The following is a 23,743-nucleotide window of genomic DNA, read 5'->3' as shown; positions in this document are numbered from 1 at the left end:
TATTTCGATGTACCAGTACACCGACTTCGACCGCCGCTTCGTCCGCGCCCGCGCCGCGCAATACCGCGACCAGCTGGAGCGCAATCTCGCCGGCACGCTGGGTGACGACGAGTTCCGCGCCCTGCGCCTGCAGAACGGCTGGTACATCCAGCGCCACGCGCCCATGCTGCGCGTGGCCGTGCCCTACGGCGAGCTGGCCAGCCGACAGCTGCGCCAGCTGGCACGCATCGCCCGCGACTACGACGTCGTGACCGAGGGCCCGTTTGCCGGCCAGGGCGGTTATGGCCACTTCACGACGCGCCAGAACTTGCAATACAACTGGATCCCGCTGAACCGCAGCGCCGAGGTGATGGAGTTGCTGGCGGAGGTCGACATGCACGGCATCCAGACCAGCGGCAATTGCATCCGCAACATCACCAGCGACGCCTTCGTGGGCATCGCGCCCGACGAGATCGTCGACGCGCGCCCCTACTGCGAGATCCTGCGCCAGTGGAGCACGCTGCACCCCGAGTTCGCCCACCTGCCGCGCAAGTTCAAGATCGCCGTCAGCGGCGCGGCGGAAGACCGCGCGGCCATCGGCTGGCATGACATCGGCCTGCAGCTGAAGAAGAACGCGGCCGGCGAGGTCGGCTTCCAGGTCTTCGTGGGCGGCGGCATGGGCCGCACGCCCATCCCCGGCGCCGAGATCAACGCCTTCGTGCCCTGGCAGCAGATCCTCGTCTACATCGAGGCCATCGTGCGCTGCTACAACCTGGCCGGCCGTCGCGACAACCTCTACAAGGCCCGCATCAAGATCCTCGTCAAGGCCGAGGGGCAGAAGTTCTTCGACGCGGTCAACACGGAGTTCCAGCGCATCCTGGCGGATGACGCCGGCGGCCACGAGCACCTCATTCCCCAGACCGAGCTGGACCGCGTGGCGGCCTGCTTCGTCGGCCCGGCCGGCGTCACGCCCACCGCCGAGCCCGTGCTCGACACCAGCGACCCGGCGTTCGCGCGCTGGCTGCAACGCAATGTGCACGGCCACCGGGTCGCCGGCTACCGCGCTGTCACGCTCAGCCTCAAGCGCATCGGCATCCCGCCGGGCGACACCAGCGCCGACGTGATGGACACCGCCGCCGCGCTGTCCGACCAGTTCAGCCACGGCGAGCTGCGCGTCACCCACCGCCAGAACCTGGTGCTGCCCTGGGTCAAGGCGGCCGACCTGCCCGCGCTGTTCGAGGCCGCCCGCGCCGCCGGCTTTGCCACGCCCAACGCCGGCCTGCTGACCGACCAGATCGCCTGCCCCGGCGGTGACTACTGCGCGCTGGCCAACGCCCGCTCGCTGCCGCTGGCCGCCGAGATCGCTGAGCGCTACCAGGACCTGGATGAGCTGGAAGACCTGGGCGAGATCGACCTGCACATCAGCGGTTGCATCAACAGCTGCGGCCACCACCACAGCGGCCACATCGGCATCCTCGGCGTCGACAAGGACGGCACCGAGTGGTATCAGCTGACGCTGGGCGGCGGCGACGGCACGACGCTGGCGGGCGGGACCGTGGCCGGCAAGGTCATCGGCCCGAGCTTTGCGGCCGACGAGATCGCCGACGCCATCGACGCCGTCATCGAGACCTTCAAGCGCGAGCGCCTGGCGGGCGAGCATTTCATCGACGCCGTCAAGCGCCTTGGCCTCGACCCCTTCAAGACCGCCGCGAACGCGGTGCGCGTGTCCACCGCAAAGGCATCGGCATGAAGTTCATCAACGCCACCACCTGCCAATGGAAGCACGCCGTCGGCGAAGACGGCCCCAAGCCCGATCCCGATCCGGCGCCGAACCGCCTGCTGAGCCTGGAGCAATGGCATGCCGTGCGCGCCCATTGGCCGCAGACCGTGCCGGTCGCCATCGAGTTTCCGAACGACGCCGATATCAACCAGCTGTTGCCCGACCTGGGCCGCATCGCGCTGGTCGTGCTGAACTTCCCGAAGTGGACCGATGGCCGCGCCTACAGCCAGGCTCACATTCTGCGCAGCCGCTTCAAATTCACCGGCGCCATCCGCGCGCGCGGCGAAGTACTGGTCGACATGATGCAGTTGCTGGCCCGCACCGGCTTCGACGAGGTGGTGCTGCGCGGCGACCAGTCGCAGGCCGCGGCGCAGAAGGCGCTGGACCTGTTCGCGCCGGTCGGCTTCTACCAGGGCGACGTCGGCGAGACGCGGCCGTGGTTCATGCGGAGCGCGGCGTGAGTGAAGTGAGCAGCCTGCCTTGGGCCGCCGCGCCTGCGGCTGGCAATGCCATCGACCTCTACGCCAAGTGGACGCCAGCGCTGGACGCCAAGATCGATGCGGCCCTGCAGCGCCTGCGCGACGCCAGCATCGAGCACGGTGACGGCCTGGTGCAGAGCAGCAGCCTGGGCGTGGAAGACATGGTCATCACCGACCTGATCGCCCGCACCCAGTTGCCCATCGCCATCTCGACGCTGGACACCGGCAAGCTGCATCCCGAGACGCTGGCGCTGCTGCCGCGCATCCATGAGCGCTACGGCCGCGAGGTCGAAGTCTTCAAGCCCGTGGCCGATGCCGTCATCCAGTTCGTCACCCGCGAGGGCGACGAGCCGATGTACAAGAGCATCGAGCTGCGCAAGGCCTGCTGCGGCATCCGCAAGATGGAGCCGCTAGGCCGCATGCTCAAAGGTCGCAGCGCCTGGATCACCGGCCTGCGCCGCGAACAGAGCGGCGCGCGTGGCGATGTGGCGTTTGATGAAGACGACGGCAACGGCCGCCGCAAGATCAGCCCCATCGCCGACTGGACCTGGGCCGAGGTCTGGGCCTATGTCGAGAAATACGACGTGCCCTACAACCCGCTGCATGACCAGTTCATGCCCTCGATCGGCTGCGCGCCCTGCACCCGCGCCATCGCGGTCGGCGAGGACTTCCGCGCCGGCCGCTGGTGGTGGGAAGACTCGACCAAGGAATGCGGACTGCACGCCAAATCATGAATGCTGCTGTGAAACCCGAACAACTCATTGCTGACGTAGACCACGCGCACCTCGATGCGCTGGAAGAGGAAGCCATCTTCATCCTGCGCGAGGTGGCGGCCAGCTTCGAGCGCCCCGCCCTGCTGTTCTCCGGCGGCAAGGATTCCTGCGTCGTGCTGCGCCTGGCCGAGAAGGCCTTCAAGATGAAGAACGCGGCGCATCCGAGTGGCTACTCGGGCACGCTGCCCTTCCCGCTGGTGCACATCGACACGGGCCACAACTTCCCCGAGGTCATCACCTTCCGTGACCAGCGCGTGGCGGACATGGGCGAGCGCCTGATCGTCGGACACCTGGAAGACTCCATGGCCCGCGGCACCATCCGCCTGGCCCACCCGCTGGAAAGCCGCAACGGCCACCAGACGGTGACGCTGCTGGAGACCATCGAGGAGCACAAGTTTGACTGCCTGATTGGCGGCGCCCGCCGCGACGAGGAGAAGGCGCGCGCCAAGGAGCGCATCTTCAGCCACCGCGACAGCTTCGGCCAATGGCAGCCCAAGGAGCAGCGCCCCGAGCTGTGGACGCTGTTCAACACGCGCATCCGCCCGGGCGAGCATTTCCGCTGCTTCCCGATCAGCAACTGGACCGAGCTGGACGTGTGGCTCTACCTCGCCCGCGAGAACATCCCGCTGCCGCAGATGTACTTCGCGCACCAGCGCCAGGTCATCCGCCGCAAGGGCCTCTTGGTGCCGCTAACCGACGTGACGCCGCCGGAAGAAGGCGAGACCGTCGAAACAGCATTGGTGCGCTTCCGCACCGTCGGCGACATGACCTGCACCTGCCCGGTCGAGAGCCCCGCCGCCAATGCGAGCGAGGTCGTGGCCGAGACGCTGACTGTGACGGTGAGCGAACGCGGCGCCACGCGCATGGACGACCGCACCAGTGAAGCTTCGATGGAGAAGCGCAAGAAGGAAGGGTATTTCTGATGAAGGCGCTGCGATTCCTAACGGCCGGTTCCGTTGACGACGGCAAGTCCACGCTGATCGGTCGACTGCTGTTCGACGGTCAGGCCATCCTGGCCGACCAGCTCGACACGCTGGAGCGCCGCGCCGCGGGCCGGCCCATCGACCTGAGCCTGCTGACAGACGGGTTAGAAGCCGAGCGCGAGCAAGGCATCACCATCGACGTGGCCTACCGCTACTTCGCCACCAAGACGCGCAAGTTCATCATTGCCGACGCGCCCGGCCATGAGCAGTACACGCGCAACATGGTCACGGCCGCCGCCGGCAGCGATGCCGCCGTGGTGCTGGTGGACATAACCAAGCTGGACCTGACCGAAGCCGAAGTCACGCTGCTGCCGCAGACGCGCCGCCACTCGCTGCTGGCCCAGTTGCTGCGCGTGCCGAGCATCGTGTTCGCCATCAACAAGATCGACGCGCTGGACGACGCGGGCGCGGGCTTCGAGAAGGTCAAGACGGCGCTGGACAAGTTCGCCGCCGCCGCCGGCCTGAACGTCGCCGCCACCGTGCCGGTCAGCGCGCTGCGTGGCGACAACGTCACCCAGCCGCTGGACGCGCCGTGGTGGAACGGCGAAAGCCTGCTGCAGGTGCTGGAGCGCCTGCCCACGCTGAGCGAGCGCGCCGACGCGCCGCTGTCGCTGCCCGTGCAGTACGTGCAGAAGGACGCCTACCAATCGGCCGGCACTGGCTTCCAGCCGCGTGTCTTGTGGGGCCGCATCGCCCACGGCGCTGTGAAGGCCGGGGACACCATCGAGGTGTTGCCGTCCAAGCAGACCGCCGTGGTCTCCGAAGTCCGGCTGGCCGGCGAAGCCGTGCCCAGCGCCGAAGCCGGCGACTCGGCCGGCCTGGTGCTGGACCGCCAGCTCGACGTCAGCCGCGGCGACTGGATCGTCACGCCCGGCAGCGCCGCGGTCACCAAGAACTTTTCCGCGACGCTGGCTTGGCTGGACACCGAAGCCGCCAAGCCCGGCCGCAAGTACTGGGTGCGCCACGGCAACCGCTGGGTGCAGGCACGCATCTCGGCCATCGACTCGGTGCTGGACATCAACACGCTGACGCCGCAGGACGCGCACGAGCTGCCCGTCAACACGATTGGCCGCGTGCAGATGGAAGTGCAGCACGAGCTGCCCGTCGAGCCCTTCGCGGACAACCGCGTCGGCGGCGCTCTGATCGTCGTCGACCCCGCCAGCCACCGCACCAGCGGCGCGCTGCTCGTGGATGTGCAAGCCGCTCCGGCGGAAGAGGCCTGGTGATGTCCAGCGGCCGTGTGGTCTTCGTCAGCGCCGGCCCAGGCGCCGCCGACCTGATCACGCTGCGCGGCGCCCGTGCGCTGGCGCAGGCCGACGTCGTGCTGGCCGACGCGCTGGCCGACCCGGCCCTGCGCGACCTGGCCCCGCAAGCCAAGTGGATCTCGGTCGGCAAGCGCGGTTTCGAGCATTCGGCCAAGCAGACCGAGATCAATGCGCTGCTCGTCAAGGCAGCACAGGAACATGCCCTCGTCGTGCGGCTCAAGGGCGGCGACGCCAGCATTTTCGGCCGCCTGGAAGAGGAACTCATCGCGCTGGCCGAGGCCGGCATTGCCAGCGACGTGGTTCCCGGCGTGACAGCAGCCCTTGCCGCCGCCGCACAAGCCGGACGCCCCCTGACGCGCCGCGGCCGAGGCCGCAGCGTGTCGCTGACCACAGCGATGACCGAAGCCGGCGAACTGCGCGCCGCCCAGTCCGCCGACACCGAAGTCTTCTACATGGCCGGCCGCCAGCTCGCCGCGCTGGGCCGCCAGTTGCTCGCCGCCGGCTGGGCCGAAAGCACACCCACCCTCGTCGTCAGCCGAGCCGGCTGCGCCGATGCGCTGGTCAGCGAACATGCGCTGGCCGACCTGGCCCGCGCCGCACTGCTGCACCGCGGCCGTCCCACCGTCGTCACCGTCGGGACAGGCGCCCTGCCCGTGCCGGGCCAGGATCAAATCCGCCCCGCCGGTAAAATCGTCGTTTCGCCCGAAACATTGCCCCTGAAGGCGCCCCTTACTTCCCAGAGCCGCTCATGACCCACGTCGTCACCGAAGCCTGCATCCGCTGCAAATACACCGACTGCGTCGACGTCTGCCCTGTCGACTGCTTCCGCGAAGGCCCGAACTTCCTGACGATCGATCCGGACGAGTGCATTGACTGCGCCGTCTGCATCCCCGAGTGCCCGGTCAACGCGATCCTGCCGGAAGAGGATGTGCCGGGCGATCAGATCCACATGATCAAGATCAACGCGGACCTGGCCAAGGGCTGGCCCAGCATCACCAAGCGCAAGCCCGCCCTGCCGGACGCCGACGAGTGGAAAGACAAGACGGGCAAGCTGCCCGAGCTGATCCGCTGAATTTTCCCTCCTCCCTATGCAGGCAGTACAGACCAGGCCCGATGCCATCGAGACGGACGCCGTCATCGTCGGCGCCGGCCCGGTCGGCCTGTTCCAGGTCTTCGAGCTGGGCCTGCTGGAGATCAATGCCCACATCATCGACAGCCTGGCCTACCCCGGCGGCCAGTGCATCGAGCTGTATCCCGACAAGCCCATCTACGACATCCCGGCCGTGCCCGTGTGCACCGGCAAGGAACTGACCGACAACCTGCTCAGGCAGATCGAGCCGTTCGGTGCGACCTTCCACCTCGGCCAGGAAGTCACCGTCGTGCAGAAACTGGAGGACGGGCGCTTTGTTGTCGAGACCAACAAGGGCACGCAGCTCCTGACCAAGACCGTCTTCATCGCCGGCGGCGTCGGCAGCTTCCAGCCGCGCACCTTGAAGGTCGAGGGCATCGAGAAGTACGAAGGCGAGCAGGTCCACTACCGCGTCAAGAGCCCCGCCCAGTTTGCCGGCAAGAACCTGCTGATCATCGGCGGGGGCGACTCCGCGCTCGACTGGGCGCTGAACTTCTGCGCTGGCCATGCGGATGGCAACCCGCACAAGGCCGAGAGCATCATCCTCGTGCACCGCAGGGACGGCTTCAAGGCCGCACCCGCAAGCGTGGCCAGGATGCATGAACTCTGCGAAGCCCAGGAGATGCAGTTCATCGTCGGCCAGGCCACCGGCATCGACGAGCGCGACGGCGTGCTCACGGGCCTGAAGATCACCGGCAACGACGGCATCACGCGCGTCGTGCCCTGCGACCAGGTGCTGGCCTTCTTCGGCCTGTCCCCCAAGCTCGGCCCCATCGCCGAATGGGGCCTGGCGCTGGAGCGCAAGCAGATCGTCGTCGACACCGAGAAGTTCGAGACCAGCGTGCCGGGCATCTTTGCCGTCGGCGACGTCAACACCTATCCGGGCAAGAAGAAGCTCATCCTGAGCGGCTTCCACGAGACCGCGCTGGCCGCATTCGGCGCGGCGCCCTATGTCTTCCCGGACAAGCGCGTGCACCTGCAGTACACGACAACCAGCCCGAAGCTGCACAAGGTGCTCGGCGTCGAGTCCCCGGTATTCGACTGAAGCTTGCCGCTTGTCTAGACAACGGCCCGCGGCTCTGCGGGTCGTTTGCTTTTAGAATGCCGCCTGTTGCCAGACGTGTCTGGCAGCTCTTCGCTAGGGGTGTTGATGGCCTGGCGCCATCGACTGAGACAGTCCCTTTGAACCTGATTGAGGTAATCCTCGCGCAGGGAAGCACGCTGAAAGCCCAGGCCGAATCTTTCGTCTCCCGCTCCTGGGCTCTGTCGTTTGCCGACCTGCCATCGCTTTGCATTCCGATGGCAACTCTGACTCTTACCCGCTCCACCCTCGGCGCCGCCACGGCGCTGCTTCTGGCCGGCCTGGCCCACGCACAGACCTTGCCTCAAGTCAGCGTGACTGGCAGGGCCACCGAGGCCGCGCCGGGCCTCACCGGCTTCAGCGACCCGCCGGCCAAGCTGCCCATGCAGGCCATCAGCCTGTCCGCCGAGCGCCTGGCCGACCTGGGCATCAGCGACCTCTCGGGCCTGACCAAGCTCGATGCCTCGGTCTCCGACAGCTACAACGCGGTCGGCTACTGGTCGCAGCTCAAGGTGCGCGGCTTCGACGTGGACAGCCGTTTCAACCTGCGCCGCGACGGCCTGCCCATGACCGGCCAGACCGTGCTGTCGCTGGCCAACAAGTCGGCCGTCGAGCTGCTGAAAGGCAGCTCCGGCATGCAGGCGGGCACCAGCGCGCCGGCCGGCCTTGTCAACCTCGTCGTCAAGCGCCCGCTTGCCGAGGACGCGACGACGCTGACGCTCGGCGCCATCCAGGGCGGCACGGTTGAAGCCAGCATCGACCACTCGCAGCGCTTGGGCGCACGCCGCGAATTCGGCCTGCGCGTGAACCTCGCGGCGGCCCACCTGGAGCCGCAGTTGCGAAGCAGCGATGGCCGGGCGCACACCGCCGCACTGGCAGCCGACTGGCGCGTTGGCGCCGGCACACTCGTCGAAGCCGAGATCGAGTTCAACCGCCAGAGCCAACCCAGTCAGGCCGGTTTCAGCCTGCTCGGCAACCGCCTGCCCGACGCCAAGGGCGTCGACCCCCGTCTGAACCTCAACAACCAGCCCTGGAGCCTGCCGGTTGTTTTCGACAACACGCATGCCTCGTTGCGCGTACAGCACAAGCTGACGGGCGACTGGCGCGCGCAGGCCGCCCTCGGCATCCAGCGCCTGCGCACCGATGACCGCATGGCCTTCCCCTTCGGCTGCTTTGCCGTCGAGGACTACAGCCGCTACTGCGCGGACGGTAGTTTTGACCTCTACGATTTCCGCAGCGAGAACGAGCGTCGCGACACCACCTCGCTGGACATCTCTGCCAGCGGCCCCCTGCAGTTGGCCGGCATGCGCCATGACGTCACCGTCGGTGGACTGAGCACCCAATTCAAGAGCCGCTTCCAACGCCAGGCCTACAACTACGCCGGCACCGGCAACATCGACGGCAGCGCCGTCACGCCACCGTCGCCCGACCTGACCGACGAGAACACCAACCGTGACGAGCGCAGCAACGAGCTCTACCTGCGCGACCGCGTGGCGCTCGGTGCCGACACCACCGCCTGGCTGGGCCTGCGCCACACCCGCCTGCATCGCGAAAGCGTGCGCACCGACGGCTCGCGGCCGACCGACTACACGCAGAGCGTCACGACACCGTGGATCGCCCTTAGCCATGCGGTCGCCAGCAACTGGCTGGTCTATGCCAGCTGGGGCCAGGGCGTAGAAAGCGAGGTCACACCAAACCGACCGCGCTACGTCAACGCCGGCCAGGCCCTGCGAGCATTGAAGAGCCGCCAGCTCGAAGCCGGCGTGAAGACCGGCACCCAGCGCGTCGAGGGCTCGCTGACCGTCTTCGACATCCGGCGACCCGCATGGCGTGACGTCGCCCTGCCCGGCTTCAGCTTCTGCGACGAGGACAACAGCTGCGAGCGCCGCGCCGACGGCTTCGCCCGCCACCGCGGCATCGAAGCCAGCGCCGACCTCAAGTGGAACGGCGGCGGGCTGTTCGCCAGCGCCACCCGCCTGCATGCGCGGCGCGGCGGCAGTGCCGACGGCAGTCTCAACGGCCTGCTGCCGCCCAACGTGCCGCAGACCACGATCAAGGCACAACTGCGTCACGACCTGCTGCCCGGCCTGCAGGTGCAAGCTGGCCTGCGGCACGAAGGCCGGCGCTTCGCGACGCCCGACAACAGCATCACCGTGCCTGCCTGGACCGTGGCCGACGCCGGCCTTCGCTACACGCAGGGCGCTGGCAACCAGACATGGATCTGGCGCGCCGCCGTCGACAACGTCACCAACCGCCGCGCCTGGCGCGAGTCGCCCTGGCAGTTCGAGCACAGCTACCTCTACCCCCTGGCGCCGCGGACTTTGCGTGCAAGTCTTGAGGTCCGCTTGTGAAGCACCCGAAAAAGTCTCTATAATCGCGGGCTCTGTTCCTCGATAGCTCAGTCGGTAGAGCGCCGGACTGTTAATCCGTAGGTCCCTGGTTCGAGCCCAGGTCGGGGAGCCAACAGAACATCACCGCAAAAAGAGCCCGCTGCAACCGAACGGCGGGCGGTCGTCACAGACAATTCCTCGATAGCTCAGTCGGTAGAGCGCCGGACTGTTAATCCGTAGGTCCCTGGTTCGAGCCCAGGTCGGGGAGCCAAATCAGAAGCCTCACATGCGCAAGCCTGTGGGGCTTTTTTCTTGCCGAGCCGAGCCAAGAGAGAACCCATGACCACCCTGCCCGCCTGCCCGAAATGCCAGTCTGCGTACACCTACGAGGACGGCGCTCAGTTGATCTGCCCCGAGTGCGGCCATGAGTGGTCGGCGTCGCCCACCGCGGCTGCCGCCGAAGAGGTGCGCGTCGTCAAGGACGCGGTCGGCAACGTGCTGCAGGACGGCGACACGGTCATCCTGATCAAGGACCTCAAGGTCAAGGGCTCGTCCCTGGTGGTGAAGCTTGGCACCAAGGTCAAGAGCATCCGTCTGGTCGACGCCGATCACGACATCGACTGCAAGGTCGACGGCGTCGGTGCGATGGGGCTGAAGTCGGAGTTCGTCAAGAAGGCGTGAGCGCCGGGGTGCAGTGCCCCCACGGGCGACTGTTTCAATGGTTTCAGCGTCGGCGTGTCATCGCCCGCGCAGACGAAATCCGACTGAAACGCCGCCCGCGCACGATGGCGAATCGCCCACCCTCGCGGACACCGCCATGACCTCATCGACTTTCGTGCAGCGCGACTTCGCCCCGCGCATCGCCAACCTCGGCTTTTCCGTCGACCTGCCCGACAGCTGGCAAGCGCAGGACTTGCCGGAAGAAGAGCCCGCTTTCGACGACGCCACCCGGCTGTTCGGTCTGGCCGCCGTGGCGGCGCCCTATGCCGCCATCATCCTGGTCGCCTCGGCCCGGCCGGCCTTCGACGAAGGCACGGTGCAGGACTGGGCACTGTGGTTGATCCAGCAACACCAGGTGCAGCCCAGCACGCTGGGCCCGGCCAGCCTGGGCGACCTGCCCGCCATCTTGGGCCAGTGCGCCGTGCAGGGCGACTTCGGCCCGATGACGATGTTCTTTGCCTTTGCAGAAGACGGCGGGCGGCTGCTGCACCTCAGCCTCATCGGCCCGGACGCGCTGGCCGCGCACGTGTTCGAGGTCTGGCAACGTGTCCTGGCCAGCTTTCGGCTGGCCGCGCCGCAGGGCGCCACGGTGTTGCTGCACGCCCAGCCCGAGGTGATGACCGCGGCGCCGGGCGACGACATGACGCTGCCCGACATCAGCAGCTTCGCCTTGGCCGGTGGCCGCGCCACGCTGGAGCAGACCCATCCCATCAACCAGGCGCTGCTCGAACAAGGCAAGGGCTTTGCGCCGCGCATCCAGGCGATGGACGAAGACAACGGCCGGGCCTGGGTGGTCAGCCCGGCGCTGCAGGCCGTGCTGGCCGTGCCGCTGGGCTGGCACCTGCTGGACGACAGCCGGCGCCTGCTGCTGCTGCACCCCGACAGCTCGGTGCAGATCAGCCTGGAGCAACTGCCCGCGCCCGAGGGCGACCTGCAGGCCTTGCTCGGCCGCATCGAGGCGCAAGCGCGCGCCGACTACCCCGCGCCGCAGTGCCAGCGCATCGCCAGTGGCGCCACCGTGGGCCTGGCGGTGTTCGACATCGACGACGGCGCCGAGCCGATCGCGCAGTTGCACCTGCTGGTGGCCGGCAATGCGCCCGAGACGGCGCTGCGTGCGCGCGTGACGACCACGCGCGAGCAAGCCAAGATGGCCGGCGACCTGGGCGAGGTGCTGCTGTACGGCATCCAGTTCCAGATGGAATTCGAGCCGCCGGCCCCCGACGACGACCGGCCCGAATGGGCACGAGAGGCAGACGCGCTCGAGGCGCAGGACCGGCTGGAAGAAGCCGAGCAGGCCATGCGCCGGGGCTGCGACCACATCGGCGTGCTGATGTCGATTGCCCACATGTACCGCAGACGCATGCTGCGCCTGGCCCAGGCCGGCGACACGGCCGGTGCAGCCCATGCACGCAGCAAGGCGGTGGAGTGGGCCTACAGCTACGCGGGCAGCGCCACCAGTGGCGGCGAAGGTGCGGCGCTGTCGATGGAGCGCGACGATTTCATTCGCGAACTGGGCGGCCAATAGCCACGCTGCAACCAACGAAACAAGCGCACGCCCCTCAGGCAACGCGCTTGAAACCGGGGCAAGGCATCGTGCCGGCATACACAACCGGAGCCCATCGATGAACCACTTTTCCACGGCCGTTGCCCTGCTGGTGATCGGCACTGCGGCCCAGGCCGCCGAACCGCAAGACACCTTGTCGCGCCTGGCCTCCTGCCAGGATTCCTGGCTGGACATGAAGGACGACCCGGCACGCGCGCAGAAGTTTGCCGACGTCATCAAGACTCACTTCGTGCAGGACGACCGTGCGCCGACGTGGAAGCCGCGTCGGCCGACGAGCTGGCTGGGCAAACCCATCATCGAGATCACGCCGCAGAGCATCGGCATGGGCCTGGGCTTTGCCGTCACGGTCAAGGCGGTGGCCAATGACGTGAAGCCTGCCTATGAACAGCTCGTCGGGCAGCCGCTGGGCAACTGCGAGAAGAGCGACGGCGCGCTGATGTGCGATCGCCCGATTGCCGAGAAGCGCACCGCCATGCTGACCGCGCCGCTGAGCAAGCCCGAGCTGGGAACGATGCTGGGCTGCTACTACTTCTACCAACAGTGATGGCCACACCCGCCATGACCACCCCCGACAAGCAGCCACCGAAGCGTGGCCTCGTGCCATGGGTGCGCAAGACCGTGCAATGCCTGCTGGCGATGTGCGGCCTGCTGGTGGCCCGAGCCCCGATGGCGGCGACGCCCGTGCCGGCCGAAGCGGTGCTGCACACCATCCGGGAGGGCGACCTCTTCGGTCTGATCGACGCCCAGGGCCGCGTCGTGCTGCCGCCGGAGTTCCAGGAAGTGATCCCGGGCCAGCCCTTGACGCTGGTGCGCAAGGGCCAGCGAACCGCCTATCTGGACGGAGCCGGCCGCATGGTGGTGGCACCGCAGGCGGCCTGGACGCTGCCCTACACCGAAGGCCTGATGCCGGCGCTGGGCAAGGACGCACAGGGCCGTGCGCGCTGGGGCTATGTGGACGCTGCCGGTGCCTGGGCGATCAAACCCGCCTACGACAGTGCCGGGCCTTTCTCGGGCGGTGTGGCGGTGGTGGGCCTGGACGACGCCTGGGGCAGCACCAAGTACGGCACCATCAACCGCACCGGCAAGCTGGTGGTGGCCGCCCAGCACGACAAGCTGCTGCCCGCCACCAGCGGCCTGGTGCGCAGTGAAAGCAAGCAGCGCACGCACCGCGTGTTCGATGCGACGGGGCGCGACATCACGCCGCCCAAGATCGACTTCGTCGGCATCCCGGCCGAGGGCATGGTGCGTGTGTGGGAGGGTCGCAAGCAGGGCTACATGACCGTGGCCGGCGAGCTGCTCGTGCCGCCGCGCTTCGAGCAGGCCAGCGAGTTCAGCGAGGGCCGCGCCCGCGTGTGGGTGGACGGCAAGTACGGCTACATCGACCGCGCGGGCCGGTTGATCGTGCCGGCCCAGTACGACACGGCAGAGGACTTCGCCGACGGCCTGGCCCTGGTGAAACAAGGCGACCGCATCCTGTTCATCGACGCGCAGGGCCAGGTGCAGCTGCAGCCGGCGGTGGACCGCGCCTGGTCGTTCTCGGAAGGTCTGGCGGTGGTCAAGCTGGGAAAGCTGCACGGCTATATCGACAATCGCGGCAAGACCGTCATCGCGCCGCAATACAGCTTTGCACGGCCCTTCAGCCGTGGCCTGGCATTCGTGGGTGCGGGGCGAAGCTCCAGCTACATCAATGCCGACGGGCTGGCCGTGTGGCGCAGCGCCAATCCCTGAGCACCTTGAGCTCCGCATCGGCATGCACCTGACCGCTGAACAGCACGCAGATCTGGCGCGCTTTCCCTGCGCCCTGCGCGACCTGGTGCACGCGGAGCTGGCAGCGGGCAACGCCATCGAGGACATCGGCCACAGCTTCCCGGCGCCGCCCGTGGGCGCGTACGTGCTGCTGGTCCGTGCCTTGACAACGCGCCCGGTCGCCAGCGGCCAGGGCCTGGACTTCCGCGCCCGCAACAGCGCCATCACCAGCGGCGAGTTCACGGACGCAGGGCGCCACTTCTTCGTGCTGCTGCCACCGGTTGCGGCGCCGGCGCTGCCCAGCATGGACGCGATCCGCCGGTCGCACGCGCCGCTCGATCAGCCGCTGGGCGCTGAAGGCGCCACGCAGCGCCTGCCCGCTCAAGCCCGCCTTGGCCCGCAGCCATCGCAGCATCCGTCGGCGCTCACCTGCCCGGACAGCGTCGAAGCCATTCAGCAAGCCATCGTTCATGCGCTGAAACGAGAGGCGCGCTTCAACCGGTCCGACAAGGAAGGCAGCAGCACCCTCATGTGGCGTACCGGCCGCTTCGTGCGCACCGATGAGGGCGATTACCCGTCCGAGGCGTCTTGCAGCGAGGAGGCCGACCTCTGGCCCCTGCTGCGCTCGTTCTGCCGCCTGGCGCTGTGGCGCGCGGAGCAGGGCCAGCCCTTGTCAGAGCTGGACACCTGGCGGGTCATCTGGCGCTCGATGAGCCCACCCTGACGCACCGGCAGGATGCTCACTTCCACAAGGAAGTGCTGACCATGGCGCCGGTCTCGCTGTTCACCCGCACCAGCAGCGGCTCGGACACCTTGTTAGGCACCGGCGGCCGCGTGCCGATAAAGGCCACCCAGGGCGAGCCCGGCAGGATCTGCGACAGCTTGAAGCGCTCGATGCCCGTGTCTACCCGCCACAGCAACTTGCCGGCGCTGTCCACGCGGGCCACGACCACGGTGGCGCCAAGGCTTGCCGAGGCGTTGTAGGTCATCAGCAAGCTGTCCGGCGAGGCGACACGGATGGGCTCGCCCGCGTTGCCGCTGCGCACGAAGGCCGCGTTGAAGTACTCGTCGGCCGACAGCGGCGTCAGCGACTGGATAGTGCGCATGCCGCGGTCCGTCACCGGCCCCAGCTCGGCGCGGTGCAGGCGCCGCATCACCTTGGCGCTTTCTGCCGCAATCACCGGCGACAGCCGCTGGCCGGGCCTGAACTCGCGCGCCGCCTGTCGCGGCGACAGCAGGGCCAGCCACTGGTGCGACGCCGGGTGCGCACCCACGCTCAGGAAGTCCTGCACGTCGGGGGTGAACGGCGGCTTCGCCTTGGCCGGCGCCACGGGCTCGGCGCGCAGCGTGGCGGGGTCGATGGCGTGGACGCGCTGGCGGTCGGGTGAGGTCACACGCAGCCGCTGGTCGAACTCGACGCGCCGGTAGTCGTCCCAGGACTCGTCCAGCCCGGCATTGGCCCGCCCCAGCTCGGCGGGGCCGATGAGCTTGCGTGAGGCCACATCCACGCCACCCAGCCCCGCCACGTTGAACCACACCATCCGGCCATCACCGCCCAGCAGGCGCGCCAGCGTCAGCTCGCCGGCGCGCTTGCCCTTGGCGATGGGGATGAGTTGCTCGCCCGAGCGCCCGTCCACCGGCGCCAGCAGCAGGCTGACCGTGTAGCGGTCGTTCTCGGGCCTGTGGTGGAGCGACGGCACATACGGCTCCAGCGTGGAGATCAAGGTCGCCACATGTTGCGGTGTTCGCACCGAGGCGCCCATCGGCACGCCCGAGCCCGACTTCACGGTGAAGAGGCCCTGCATGCCCACCGCTGCGGCAGCCGCCAGCAGGAGCGCACCGCCAATGGCCAGGCGCTGCGAGTTGCTCGTGTTCATGGTCGTGTCGCCTGCGATGCAGCTATTGCCGGAATGCCCGCAGTGTCGACACGCCGCGTTTCAATCCGCCTTCCCGAAAGGCCCCGCGCGTTTCCTTTGTTTCACTGGTCTCAGCGGCAAGCACGGGCGGCTGCCGGCCCCTACATTCAGCCGCCCCAACCACGGTGACCCTGCCCGCCATGCTGCCCTATCAAACCATCGGCAATGTCTGCGCTGCCATCGCCACCGTCCTGCTGCTGTGGCCGCTGCAACATTTGCTGTGGGCCTACTCCCACGAAAAGGCATTCCGCAATGGCTGGGAGCCGGAGCTGCTGTTCATCCTGATCCCGCAGTGGCTGCTGTTGCTGGGTGGGCTGCTCTGCGTCACCGCCAGCGGTGGCTTCGACGGGCTGCGCCTGGCGCGCCCTGCCCTGTATGTGCTGACCGTCGCCACGGCGGCTTCGCTGGCCGTCGTCTGCTTCGTGCTGGTGGCCATGTTCATCCAGCCGGGCTTCTCGCCCCGGGTGATCTATCTGCCGCTGATCGTGTTGGTGCCGCTCGCCACGGCGCTGCTGATCTGCCTGAGCCTGAATCCCGGCCTGGCGCCCGGGTCCTCGGTGCAGTGGCTGCGCTGGCCGTGGACCGCCTTTGCCGCGCTGAGCCTGGTCGCCTGCGTGGGCTTCTTCGGCTCTCAGCTCGCGCGCACGGGGTTTGGCAGCGTGGCCGGCATCGTCCACCACTTCCAGCAGGCCCATGACAACGCGCCTGCGCAGCTGGCCGAGATTGGCCGCCTCGACCCAAAGACTGACATCGGCTTTGCGGCGCTGCTCACACTGGCGGATGGCTACCACGCTAGCGCCGTGCGCGAGGCCGCCACGGCGCGCCTGCGATCGGTGGCCGACTTCCCCGCGCGGCTGGCTGCGGAACTGGCGGGCAGCAGGAACGAACACGCACTGGAATTCGTGCTCGCCGCCACGCTGTCGCCCGAAGAGAAGGCGCTGCTGGCCCTGCCCACCCAAGGCGCGCTGCAGCGGTTCACGGACGGCATTCCCGCGCCCAATTACATGCCGCCCGATCGCCGCAAGCAGTTGCTGAAGTGGGGCCGCAAGACCTTCGCCACCCTCGCCACGAAGTTCGAGGGCAGCGGCGTGGACTTCGCGCCGACGCTGGCCGCCTTTGAACACGCCTTGCGCCCCGACGACAGCCGCCGCTGACCTCAACGAGAGAACCAGCCCTCGCGCGGCGTGGCCTTGTCCAGCAGTTCCCAGACGCGACGGAACTTGCCCGTGGACCACTTGACCTCGTCGTGCCGTGCCTTGGCCAGGTCGTAGGGGCGCAAGCCCGCCGGGTAGGTGACGGTGGACGCCCATTCGGCAGCCAGGATGGGGTCGCTGTAGACATAGGCCGCCGTGCTGCGCAGGCGCGGGTTGGCGCCATGGGCCAGCAGCCACTCGGCAGCCTCATGCGCGCCCTCGAAGGCCGCCCAGTGCAAGGGCGTGAAGCCTTGCGCGTCCACCACGGCCAGGCCCACGCCCGGGCCCATCAAGTGGGCGCTGGGCATCGCCACCGTGTGCAAGGGCACGCGGCCCAGCTTGTCGCGCGCGGCAATGTCCGCTCCGCCGGCCAGCAACGCGGCGCGGGTCTCGGGCCTGGACATGTGCAGGGGTGTCGTGCCGTGCTTGTGGCTGGCCGCCTGCACGCGGGCACCGGCACGCAGAAGCAGCTGCACGCAGGGTGTGCAGGTGGAAAAGGCCGCCATGTGCAGCGGCGTGAAACCGCCCGGTGTCGCGGCTTGCACGTCGGCACCGTGGGCCAGCAGGGCCGTCATCACGGGCACGACATCGTCAGACTCATGCCACGCGGGCAGCTTGTGCAGCGGTGTGTCGCCGAATCGGTTGCGCGGCATGTCGCCCTTGGCGCGGCGCATCAAGGCGGTCACGCGGGGCACGTCACGGGCCTGGAGCGCATCGTCCCATTCAGCGGTGAATTCGATGTGGCGGGTCATGGGTACACCTGGTGCGGCGCTGGCGGATGCCTGCTCATTGCCTTGGGCCTGCGCGCCACTCACGAGCAGCAGGCCCGCCAGCAGCCCGGCTACGGGCCGGGTTTTCAAGCGCTCTGCGGCACGTAGCCGGCCCACAAGGTGTGCAGCGCCAAAAGGCAGAAGACCGCCAGCGCCACCATGGGCAAGCGAAGGCCGCTCCCTGCCGACAAGGCCAGCAGCAGCGACGGCAGCAGCAGGGTGAACATCGCACCGGCGCTGACGCGCGCCCAGGCGGCCTGTGCCGCCAGGCCACGGCCGGTGAACCAGCACAGGGCTGCGACCACCAGGCCCGCCACGGCGGCCATGGCCAGCACGTTGAACACGAACTGCGCGGCCGAGCCCACCGCACTGGCGATGGAGGCGATGACCGTGCTTACGCCTTTGAGCATCAGCAGGATGGCGTCGGGGTTGCTGCCGAAGCCGGCGCCCGTTGCACGCTCACTCGCGTCGCCGCCAGCACCCACCGCCCTGTACAAGCCATAGAGCACCAGCACCACGGTCGACGGCGCACCAACGAGCGCACCTGCCCAAGTGAACAGGCTGGCGAGCATCGCCATCGAGATGGGGTTCATGGCGCGGATGCCGTCGAGCTTGAGCGTTATCAAAAACTGGCGACAACGGCATCGATACGGTCCAGGCGCACCACGATGCGCGAAGACTGCGCGTTGCGGCCCACCACACAACAGCCCTCGACCGACGTCACCACCATCGAGATCGCCGCGCCCGCGGCATGCACCGTGACGCCGCGGCCCTTGGCCAGGCTCTCGGCCAGCAGGGCCTTCAGCGGCCCCGAGTCATCGGCCGCGTGGCTGGCCGGCGAGAAGGACAGCCCCGCTGCCAGGCAGCAGACGGCGATGCGGGTGGTCAACGACGACTGGATCTTGCGAACGCTCGAACGATGTGTGTGGTCCATGGCTTGGCCCCTGGCAGTGACAGAAGACCGGTACTGTGGGCGCCGCCTGCATCAGCCGCGCTTCAAGCGCGCTGCGATATTGTTTCGTTTGTTGTGCCAGACGCCCGAGGAGGTCTAGGCGCTGGAGGAGCTGGACCTGTCCGGCAACGAGCTTGACGAGCTGCCGAGCATCGAGCGTCGGCCAAATGCCCGTGAACTCGCGCTGGCACTGGGCGGGTTGACGGGAGAAGAGCGTTCCATTGGCACGGTCGCTCTGGTCAACGCAAGCCAAGTGCAGCGCCCGTCAGAACATGCCGTGCAGCTCCACGAAGCTCAGCCGCCGGTTGTCGACGGCGTTCTGCGGAATGCCGCCGTACTTGCGGTAGCCCGCACGCAACTGCACGAAGGCAATCGGCGTGTACTCGTAGACGAGGCTGTGGCGCACCTTGTTGTCGTGGGCCACGCGGCGGTCGGGGTCGAGGTATTCGCTGGTCAGCTTGAGGTTGTGGCCCTGCTGCACCAGCCAGTTGGCCTCCAGCAAGGTTGCGAACTGGCGGCGGCTGCCCTCGGGGTAGCCGGTGTCGCTGACGATGTCGATCTCGGCCAGCCAGGCGATCGGTCCGGTCGTCGTGCCAGCGAAGAGGCCGTAAGCCTGGCGGTTGCCCGCCGCCGCCTTGACGCGGGCCGCCGCCGCGCCGATGCGGCCCCAGGGCTGCAGCCAGATGGCTTGGGCCGTGGTCTGGTGGCCGTCCGAGCCGCCGGCATTGCCGGGGCCGTTGCTGCGCACCAGCTGGATGGACCATTCATCGCTTTCATGGCCCAGCTCCAGGCCCTTGTCGGGCACCGGCATGCTGACGCCGCTGAGCTGCCGCACGAAGGCCAGGCTGTCCTGCAGACGCCAGCCGAAGGGCAGGTAGAACTGGCCGGCCTTGGCATACCAGCCCAGGCCCGGCGTCGAGACGCGCACATAGGCCTCCTGCCGCTCCGACTTGCCCGGTGCGACCTGCTGGTCGAGGTGCACGCCCAGATAGTCCTTGATCAGCTGGACGTCGGCATACAGCCTGAACTGCTCGGTGCCGCCGACGCTGCGCGTGGGCTGGCCGGACACGGCCGTGCGGGTCTTCGAGGTGCGCAAGTCGCCGCCGAGGCGCAGGCGGTCGTCCAGCAGCGAGCCGTTCCAGCCCTGCAGCGCATCGGGCAGCGCATTGGCGGGAATAGCACCTTGCGCAAAGGCATTGCCGACCGCATTGCGCAGGCCGCCGCCGGTCGGGTTGACATGGCAGGCCACGCATTTGAGGCCGCTGCGGATGGCGAGATAGGGCTCGGCTTGCGCCGCTGAGAACAACAGCGCGAACAGCAGCCCGAACAACAGATGCGCGACCTTCATGGCTGTGCTCCGTTGTTGATCCATTGGCGGATCAGATTGATGGCTTGCGCATCCAGGTAGGGGCCGCCCAGGGGCATGCGTGCGCCGACGGCCTGGTGGCCTTCGAGCTTGTGGATCAGATAGCTGTTGGCCGCATCGCCCGGCGCCACGCGCTTGAGCGAGGGCACGCCGCCGCTGTTGACGCCCACCAGCATCGCGTAGCTGTTGCTCGCGTCCAACCGCAGGCCGCGCGGCGCACTGGCGCCGGCATGGCAGGCCGTGCAGGCGGGCGTGAAGACATGCGACTGGATGGAGCGAAAGCTCGCCGTCATCGGTCCACTGGGGTCGTCGCCCTCGCCCAGCGGCCGGCCGTTGGCGTCCAGCCCCTCGCCGCTGCCGCCCCCGCAACCGGCGGCCAGCACGGCCGCGGACGCCAGCGCGATCCAAAGCGTTCTAGAGAGTGTCATCGTCGTCAACCTTTGCTGCTGTCATTGCGGCATGAGTGCCAGCCCGCGCACGGCAGGTTCAAGGGACGATGAAGCAAGGGATGCAGCCCGCGGCCGCAGCGGCTCAGAACGCGGTCGTCAGGCCGAGGACGACAGCGCGACGGCGTGTCGAATCGGTCCATGTGTAGGGGCCGCCGCGGCCGGCGGCCACCCAGGCGAATTGCAGCTCGGTACTCGCGCCGAGCTGCCACGACGCACCGACGCGCAGATCCACGCGCGCGCTTCCGTGCGGCTGCGCATAGGGCAAGACCTGGCCCCTGCGTTCGCCGCGCAGCAGCCCGACGTGGCCCGTGGCGGCCCAGCCCTTCGCGATGGGCCAGCGCAGATCGATCTCGGCATAGGCGCTGCGCTGCCCGCTGCCGTAGTAGTCGGGCGACAGGTACAGGCGAAGGTTCCAGCCGTCGCCGAGCAGGCCGGCATAGACCTCCTGGAAGTCGTAACGCGACACGTTCTCGAAGGCCTGCACGATGACGCCGGCCTCGCCGTCCAGGCCAGGCGTCAGTTCCACCACACGGCCTCCATAGGCCTGCAGCCAGCCGCCGTTGCGTTCAGCGTCGAAGCGCGCGCGTGCCAGCTGCGCGCCGGCATACCAGCCGGCGCTGCCGTCCCAGGCCAAGCCGAGCTGCACACCAGGGCGGTTGCCGCCGTAGGACACGCCGCGCGCCCGCGCATCCGTCTGGAAGGACAGCGTGCCGCCCACGTCGGCACACGCCGCGCCCGCGCCCGCCAGCAGCGCGGCGGCGGTCAGCATCTTCAATCCGGCCGGGCGCGCGGGGGGAGGCATCAATCGGCAGTTTGCCCCAGTCCGGTGCAGGCCACACCGCGCGTGCCGGCATGGCGGGCCAGCGTGGCGCAGCTGTCGATGCGGCCCTGCGCCGCGGTGACGAGGGCCGTCTTCATTGCCAGCGTGCCGCGCCGACCGTCCAGCTCGCGCACCAGGGCCAGCAGCCCTGCGGCATGCGCAGCCGCGAAGGACGAGCCCGACACGACCGCCCAGCCGCCTCCCACCGCCGTGCTCGGCACGTCACGCCCCGGCGCCAGCACGGCCCCCACGGGCAGCGGCAGTGCGCTGCCGACGACGAGCACGCCGGGGTGGCTGGCCGGGAACTGGTCGGGCCCGCCGCTGCGCGGCAGCGCCGCGACGACCATCGCCCCGCGTGCCTGCGCCTGGTCCAGCAGCAGGGCCAGCAGGCGGTCGTCCGGTCCGCCGAGGCTCATGTTGATGATGTGGGCACCCTGCTGGATGGCGGCATACAGCGCCTTGGCCAGGCTCAGGCCGGTGCACAGCGTCTGCTCCTGCGGGGCCTGCCAGCAGGCGCGCAGCGCCAGCAGCCGTGCCTCGGGGGCGACGCCGGCAATGCCGGCGCCGTTGTCGGCCCGTGCAGCGATGACGCCGGCGATCGCCGTGCCATGGCCTTCGGCCGGCGGCAGCTTGTCGTCGACGAAGTTCTCATTGAAGACGACCTGTCCGGCCAGATCGGGATGCCGAGCCTCGACGCCGCTGTCGACCACGGCCACGCGCACGCCGCGGCCGGTAGCCAGCTTGTGCAGCTCAGCCAGCTGCCATTGGCGCGCCGCCGGCTGGGCCAGGTAGAGCGGCTCCTGCTGGCTGGCCTCGGCCCGGTAGAGGCCGACCGGCTGGGCCCAGGCAACGCGCCTGTCCTCGGCCACGGCGCGGGCCGCATCGGCCGACGTGCGCGCATCGCCCTCGGGCAGGCGCATGACGAAGCAGTCCACGCCGGCCAGCGGCATGGCCCATTCGCTGCGCATCTCCAGCTTGTAGGCCTGGGCCAGCGCCTGGGCGGTCTGCTGGCGCGACTGGCGGCCCACGCCTTCGCCATAGGTGCCGGCATAGCTGCCATCGGGCCGGTAGTGGGCCTTGGGCAGCTGCAGCATGACGAGGACCTGGCGCTGGGCTTCCTCGGCCTGCGCCTGGGCCGGGCTGGCCATGCAGCAGAGCAGCAAGGCCAGCAGGCGCAACCAGAGCTTCATCGCGCCGGCCCCGGCTGCAACGGCTCCGCCATGGCGACGATGGACGCGGTGCGCAGCGCGGCCAAGCCCCGGGCATCGACACGCAGCAGCCAGGCGCCGGTCTCGGTCGGCCCGGCGACGACGCCTGCCCTGTGGGCCTGCAGCAGCTCGCGAACGGCCTGCTCGCTGGCGCCGGGCTTGAACATGACGAGGGCGTCTGCCACCACCGGCGTTGCGCCGGCTGCCGCTGCGGCAGACAGGCCCTGGTAGTCCGGCTCGTCCTGGCGGGGCATCAGCAGCAGCCCCAGCAGCACCGCAACCGCCGCGCCTTGCAGGCCCAAAGCCCAGGGTACCCAACGCGGCGCTGCGGCAGCCCTCGGGCGGGCCGGTTCCATCAGCGCATGCATCCTGGCCAGGCCGGCCTCCACATCACCGCCGTGGGCCTGGCCGCCGGCCGCCTGCATCAGCGTCTGCATGGGCTGCTCGGCCGCGAGCTCGTTGCGGCAGGCGGCGCATTGCAGCAGATGGCGCTGCACCTCGCCCATCTCGGCGTCGCCCAGCTGCCCGCGCGCGTACCAGGGCAGCAAGGCCTGCACGGCCGCGTGTTCGTCATGTTCCATCGGTACAACCACACTCATCACAGTTCTCCGTGCCCGGCGAGATCGTCGAGCAACACGCGCAGGCGGCGCCGCGCATAAAACATCCGAGTCTTCACGGTCTCGGCCGGGCAGCCGACGACCTCGGCGATTTCGGCATAGGCCATGTCATGGAAATAGCAGAGTTCCACGACCGCCCGGTGCTCCGGCGACAGCTCGGCCATCGCGCCGCGCAGCCGCCCGCGCAGCTGAGCCAAGCCCAGCCGCTGTTCCGGCCCGGGGCCGGTGTCTGCCGGCTCGTCGACCGCGTCGGCGTCCACGGCCAGGTCCTGTCGGCTCAGCGCCTTCAGCGCCTTTCGGTAGGCGATGCCGAAGATCCACGTCGACAGCTTGCTGCGCCCGTCGAAGCTGTCGGCGCGCTGCCAGACGACCAGCATGGTGTCGTTCAGCACCTCGTCGAGGGCGTTGGACTGCCGCATCATGTGCGCCAGAAAACGCGACAGCCGCGGGTGGTAGAGGCGGTAGAGGGCATCGAACTCCGCCCGCCGGCCGCGCCGGATGCCGTCCAGCAACGCCAGTTCCAGCGCCTCGGCGGCCGGCCCACGCCCGGGTGCCGGCGCGCGCTCATCGCGCTTCTTGCTGACCTTGAGCCAATTCAACATGCCCGCCACTTCCGTTTCTCT

25 protein-coding genes, 2 tRNA genes and 1 riboswitch are annotated in these 23,743 nt (G+C 68.8%); of the genes, 17 read left to right on the top strand and 10 right to left on the bottom strand.

The genetic code is table 11. The features are described 5' to 3' along the window. Window positions 1-7 precede the first annotated feature (7 nt). The 16 genes from ASC81_RS06500 to ASC81_RS06425 all read left to right on the top strand — a co-directional run bounded on the left by ASC81_RS06500 (window position 8) and on the right by ASC81_RS06425 (window position 14,553). On the top strand, window positions 8-1,729 hold the full coding sequence (locus ASC81_RS06500) for a nitrite/sulfite reductase (protein ID WP_056263922.1): 1,722 nt from the start codon (window positions 8-10) through the stop codon (window positions 1,727-1,729). Further along, entirely contained in the window at window positions 1,726-2,220 is a 495-nt protein-coding gene (locus ASC81_RS06495; RefSeq protein ID WP_056263920.1) for a DUF934 domain-containing protein, read from the top strand. Before ASC81_RS06500 ends, ASC81_RS06495 begins: the two co-directional genes overlap by 4 nt. Then, the gene (locus ASC81_RS06490; RefSeq protein WP_235533574.1) at window positions 2,217-2,972 is read left to right on the top strand and encodes a phosphoadenylyl-sulfate reductase; all 756 of its coding nucleotides are present in this window, start codon (window positions 2,217-2,219) and stop codon (window positions 2,970-2,972) included. Before ASC81_RS06495 ends, ASC81_RS06490 begins: the two co-directional genes overlap by 4 nt. Further along, complete coding sequence (cysD, locus tag ASC81_RS06485) at window positions 2,969-3,934, top strand: sulfate adenylyltransferase subunit CysD (protein WP_056263918.1); 966 nt, start codon at window positions 2,969-2,971, stop codon at window positions 3,932-3,934. The genes ASC81_RS06490 and cysD overlap by 4 nt, the downstream gene beginning before the upstream one ends. Continuing rightward, window positions 3,934-5,220 (top strand): sulfate adenylyltransferase subunit 1, encoded by a 1,287-nt coding sequence (locus tag ASC81_RS06480; RefSeq protein WP_056263917.1) that lies wholly within the window; start codon window positions 3,934-3,936, stop codon window positions 5,218-5,220. The genes cysD and ASC81_RS06480 overlap by 1 nt, the downstream gene beginning before the upstream one ends. Further along, window positions 5,220-6,011 (top strand): uroporphyrinogen-III C-methyltransferase, encoded by a 792-nt coding sequence (gene cobA / locus ASC81_RS06475; protein ID WP_082536290.1) that lies wholly within the window; start codon window positions 5,220-5,222, stop codon window positions 6,009-6,011. Before ASC81_RS06480 ends, cobA begins: the two co-directional genes overlap by 1 nt. Next, window positions 6,008-6,331 carry a ferredoxin FdxA gene (fdxA, locus tag ASC81_RS06470; protein ID WP_056194839.1) on the top strand — a complete coding sequence of 108 codons (324 nt, stop codon included), beginning with the start codon at window positions 6,008-6,010 and terminating at the stop codon, window positions 6,329-6,331. Before cobA ends, fdxA begins: the two co-directional genes overlap by 4 nt. Window positions 6,332-6,347: 16 nt before the next feature. Beyond that, entirely contained in the window at window positions 6,348-7,433 is a 1,086-nt protein-coding gene (locus ASC81_RS06465) for an NAD(P)/FAD-dependent oxidoreductase (protein ID WP_056263914.1), read from the top strand. A gap of 85 nt (window positions 7,434-7,518) precedes the next feature. Then, window positions 7,519-7,620, top strand: a riboswitch (TPP riboswitch). Window positions 7,621-7,687: 67 nt separating this feature from the next. Further along, window positions 7,688-9,820, top strand: coding sequence for a TonB-dependent siderophore receptor (locus ASC81_RS06460; RefSeq protein ID WP_056264382.1), 2,133 nt, complete (start codon window positions 7,688-7,690; stop codon window positions 9,818-9,820). A 36-nt stretch (window positions 9,821-9,856) separates the two neighbouring features. Continuing rightward, window positions 9,857-9,932, top strand: a tRNA-Asn gene (locus ASC81_RS06455). A gap of 62 nt (window positions 9,933-9,994) precedes the next feature. Continuing rightward, window positions 9,995-10,070 (top strand) — tRNA-Asn (locus tag ASC81_RS06450). A gap of 68 nt (window positions 10,071-10,138) precedes the next feature. Further along, a complete protein-coding gene (locus tag ASC81_RS06445) occupies window positions 10,139-10,480 on the top strand; it encodes a zinc ribbon domain-containing protein YjdM (RefSeq protein ID WP_056263912.1) in 342 nt (113 codons plus the stop codon). A 136-nt stretch (window positions 10,481-10,616) separates the two neighbouring features. Beyond that, window positions 10,617-12,044, top strand: a complete 1,428-nt coding sequence (locus ASC81_RS06440) for a hypothetical protein (RefSeq protein WP_056263911.1) — start codon at window positions 10,617-10,619, stop codon at window positions 12,042-12,044. Window positions 12,045-12,141: 97 nt separating this feature from the next. Next, a complete protein-coding gene (locus tag ASC81_RS06435) occupies window positions 12,142-12,627 on the top strand; it encodes a hypothetical protein (protein ID WP_056263908.1) in 486 nt (161 codons plus the stop codon). Beyond that, complete coding sequence (locus tag ASC81_RS06430; protein WP_056263905.1) at window positions 12,627-13,811, top strand: WG repeat-containing protein; 1,185 nt, start codon at window positions 12,627-12,629, stop codon at window positions 13,809-13,811. The genes ASC81_RS06435 and ASC81_RS06430 overlap by 1 nt, the downstream gene beginning before the upstream one ends. Before the next feature lie 22 nt (window positions 13,812-13,833). Continuing rightward, a complete protein-coding gene (locus ASC81_RS06425; RefSeq protein WP_056263902.1) occupies window positions 13,834-14,553 on the top strand; it encodes a hypothetical protein in 720 nt (239 codons plus the stop codon). A gap of 16 nt (window positions 14,554-14,569) precedes the next feature. On the opposite strand, the gene ASC81_RS06420 is transcribed toward ASC81_RS06425, so the two are convergent. Beyond that, window positions 14,570-15,706, bottom strand: a complete 1,137-nt coding sequence (locus ASC81_RS06420; protein ID WP_056263899.1) for a hypothetical protein — start codon at window positions 15,704-15,706, stop codon at window positions 14,570-14,572. Between the two features lie 179 nt (window positions 15,707-15,885). Here ASC81_RS06420 and ASC81_RS06415 point away from each other — a divergent pair, with 179 nt between their 5' ends. Continuing rightward, on the top strand, window positions 15,886-16,899 hold the full coding sequence (locus ASC81_RS06415) for a hypothetical protein (protein WP_056263896.1): 1,014 nt from the start codon (window positions 15,886-15,888) through the stop codon (window positions 16,897-16,899). A gap of 2 nt (window positions 16,900-16,901) precedes the next feature. On the opposite strand, the gene ASC81_RS06410 is transcribed toward ASC81_RS06415, so the two are convergent. The 9 genes from ASC81_RS06410 to ASC81_RS06370 all read right to left on the bottom strand — a co-directional run bounded on the left by ASC81_RS06410 (window position 16,902) and on the right by ASC81_RS06370 (window position 23,722). Beyond that, window positions 16,902-17,690, bottom strand: coding sequence for an ankyrin repeat domain-containing protein (locus ASC81_RS06410; protein ID WP_056263894.1), 789 nt, complete (start codon window positions 17,688-17,690; stop codon window positions 16,902-16,904). A gap of 104 nt (window positions 17,691-17,794) precedes the next feature. Then, window positions 17,795-18,301, bottom strand: coding sequence for a hypothetical protein (locus ASC81_RS06405; RefSeq protein WP_156391802.1), 507 nt, complete (start codon window positions 18,299-18,301; stop codon window positions 17,795-17,797). A 29-nt stretch (window positions 18,302-18,330) separates the two neighbouring features. Next, the gene (locus ASC81_RS06400) at window positions 18,331-18,642 is read right to left on the bottom strand and encodes a hypothetical protein (RefSeq protein ID WP_056263889.1); all 312 of its coding nucleotides are present in this window, start codon (window positions 18,640-18,642) and stop codon (window positions 18,331-18,333) included. A gap of 283 nt (window positions 18,643-18,925) precedes the next feature. Next, window positions 18,926-20,008, bottom strand: a complete 1,083-nt coding sequence (locus ASC81_RS06395) for a hypothetical protein (RefSeq protein WP_056263885.1) — start codon at window positions 20,006-20,008, stop codon at window positions 18,926-18,928. After that, window positions 20,005-20,454 (bottom strand): hypothetical protein, encoded by a 450-nt coding sequence (locus tag ASC81_RS06390; RefSeq protein ID WP_156391800.1) that lies wholly within the window; start codon window positions 20,452-20,454, stop codon window positions 20,005-20,007. The genes ASC81_RS06395 and ASC81_RS06390 overlap by 4 nt, the downstream gene beginning before the upstream one ends. Before the next feature lie 103 nt (window positions 20,455-20,557). Continuing rightward, complete coding sequence (locus tag ASC81_RS06385) at window positions 20,558-21,244, bottom strand: TorF family putative porin (protein WP_162253754.1); 687 nt, start codon at window positions 21,242-21,244, stop codon at window positions 20,558-20,560. 32 nt (window positions 21,245-21,276) lie between these two features. Further along, the gene (locus ASC81_RS06380; protein ID WP_056263879.1) at window positions 21,277-22,485 is read right to left on the bottom strand and encodes a S8 family serine peptidase; all 1,209 of its coding nucleotides are present in this window, start codon (window positions 22,483-22,485) and stop codon (window positions 21,277-21,279) included. Next, window positions 22,482-23,102 (bottom strand): zf-HC2 domain-containing protein, encoded by a 621-nt coding sequence (locus ASC81_RS06375; protein WP_082536288.1) that lies wholly within the window; start codon window positions 23,100-23,102, stop codon window positions 22,482-22,484. The genes ASC81_RS06380 and ASC81_RS06375 overlap by 4 nt, the downstream gene beginning before the upstream one ends. After that, a complete protein-coding gene (locus ASC81_RS06370) occupies window positions 23,102-23,722 on the bottom strand; it encodes an RNA polymerase sigma factor (RefSeq protein ID WP_056263874.1) in 621 nt (206 codons plus the stop codon). Before ASC81_RS06370 ends, ASC81_RS06375 begins: the two co-directional genes overlap by 1 nt. Window positions 23,723-23,743: the final 21 nt, after the last annotated feature.

This window comes from Pelomonas sp. Root405 (assembly GCF_001425165.1).
Classification (GTDB): Bacteria; Pseudomonadota; Gammaproteobacteria; order Burkholderiales; family Burkholderiaceae_C; genus Pelomonas.
The sequence above is the reverse complement of the archived record's forward strand: the minus strand, read 5'-3'. Positions and strand labels throughout refer to the sequence as shown.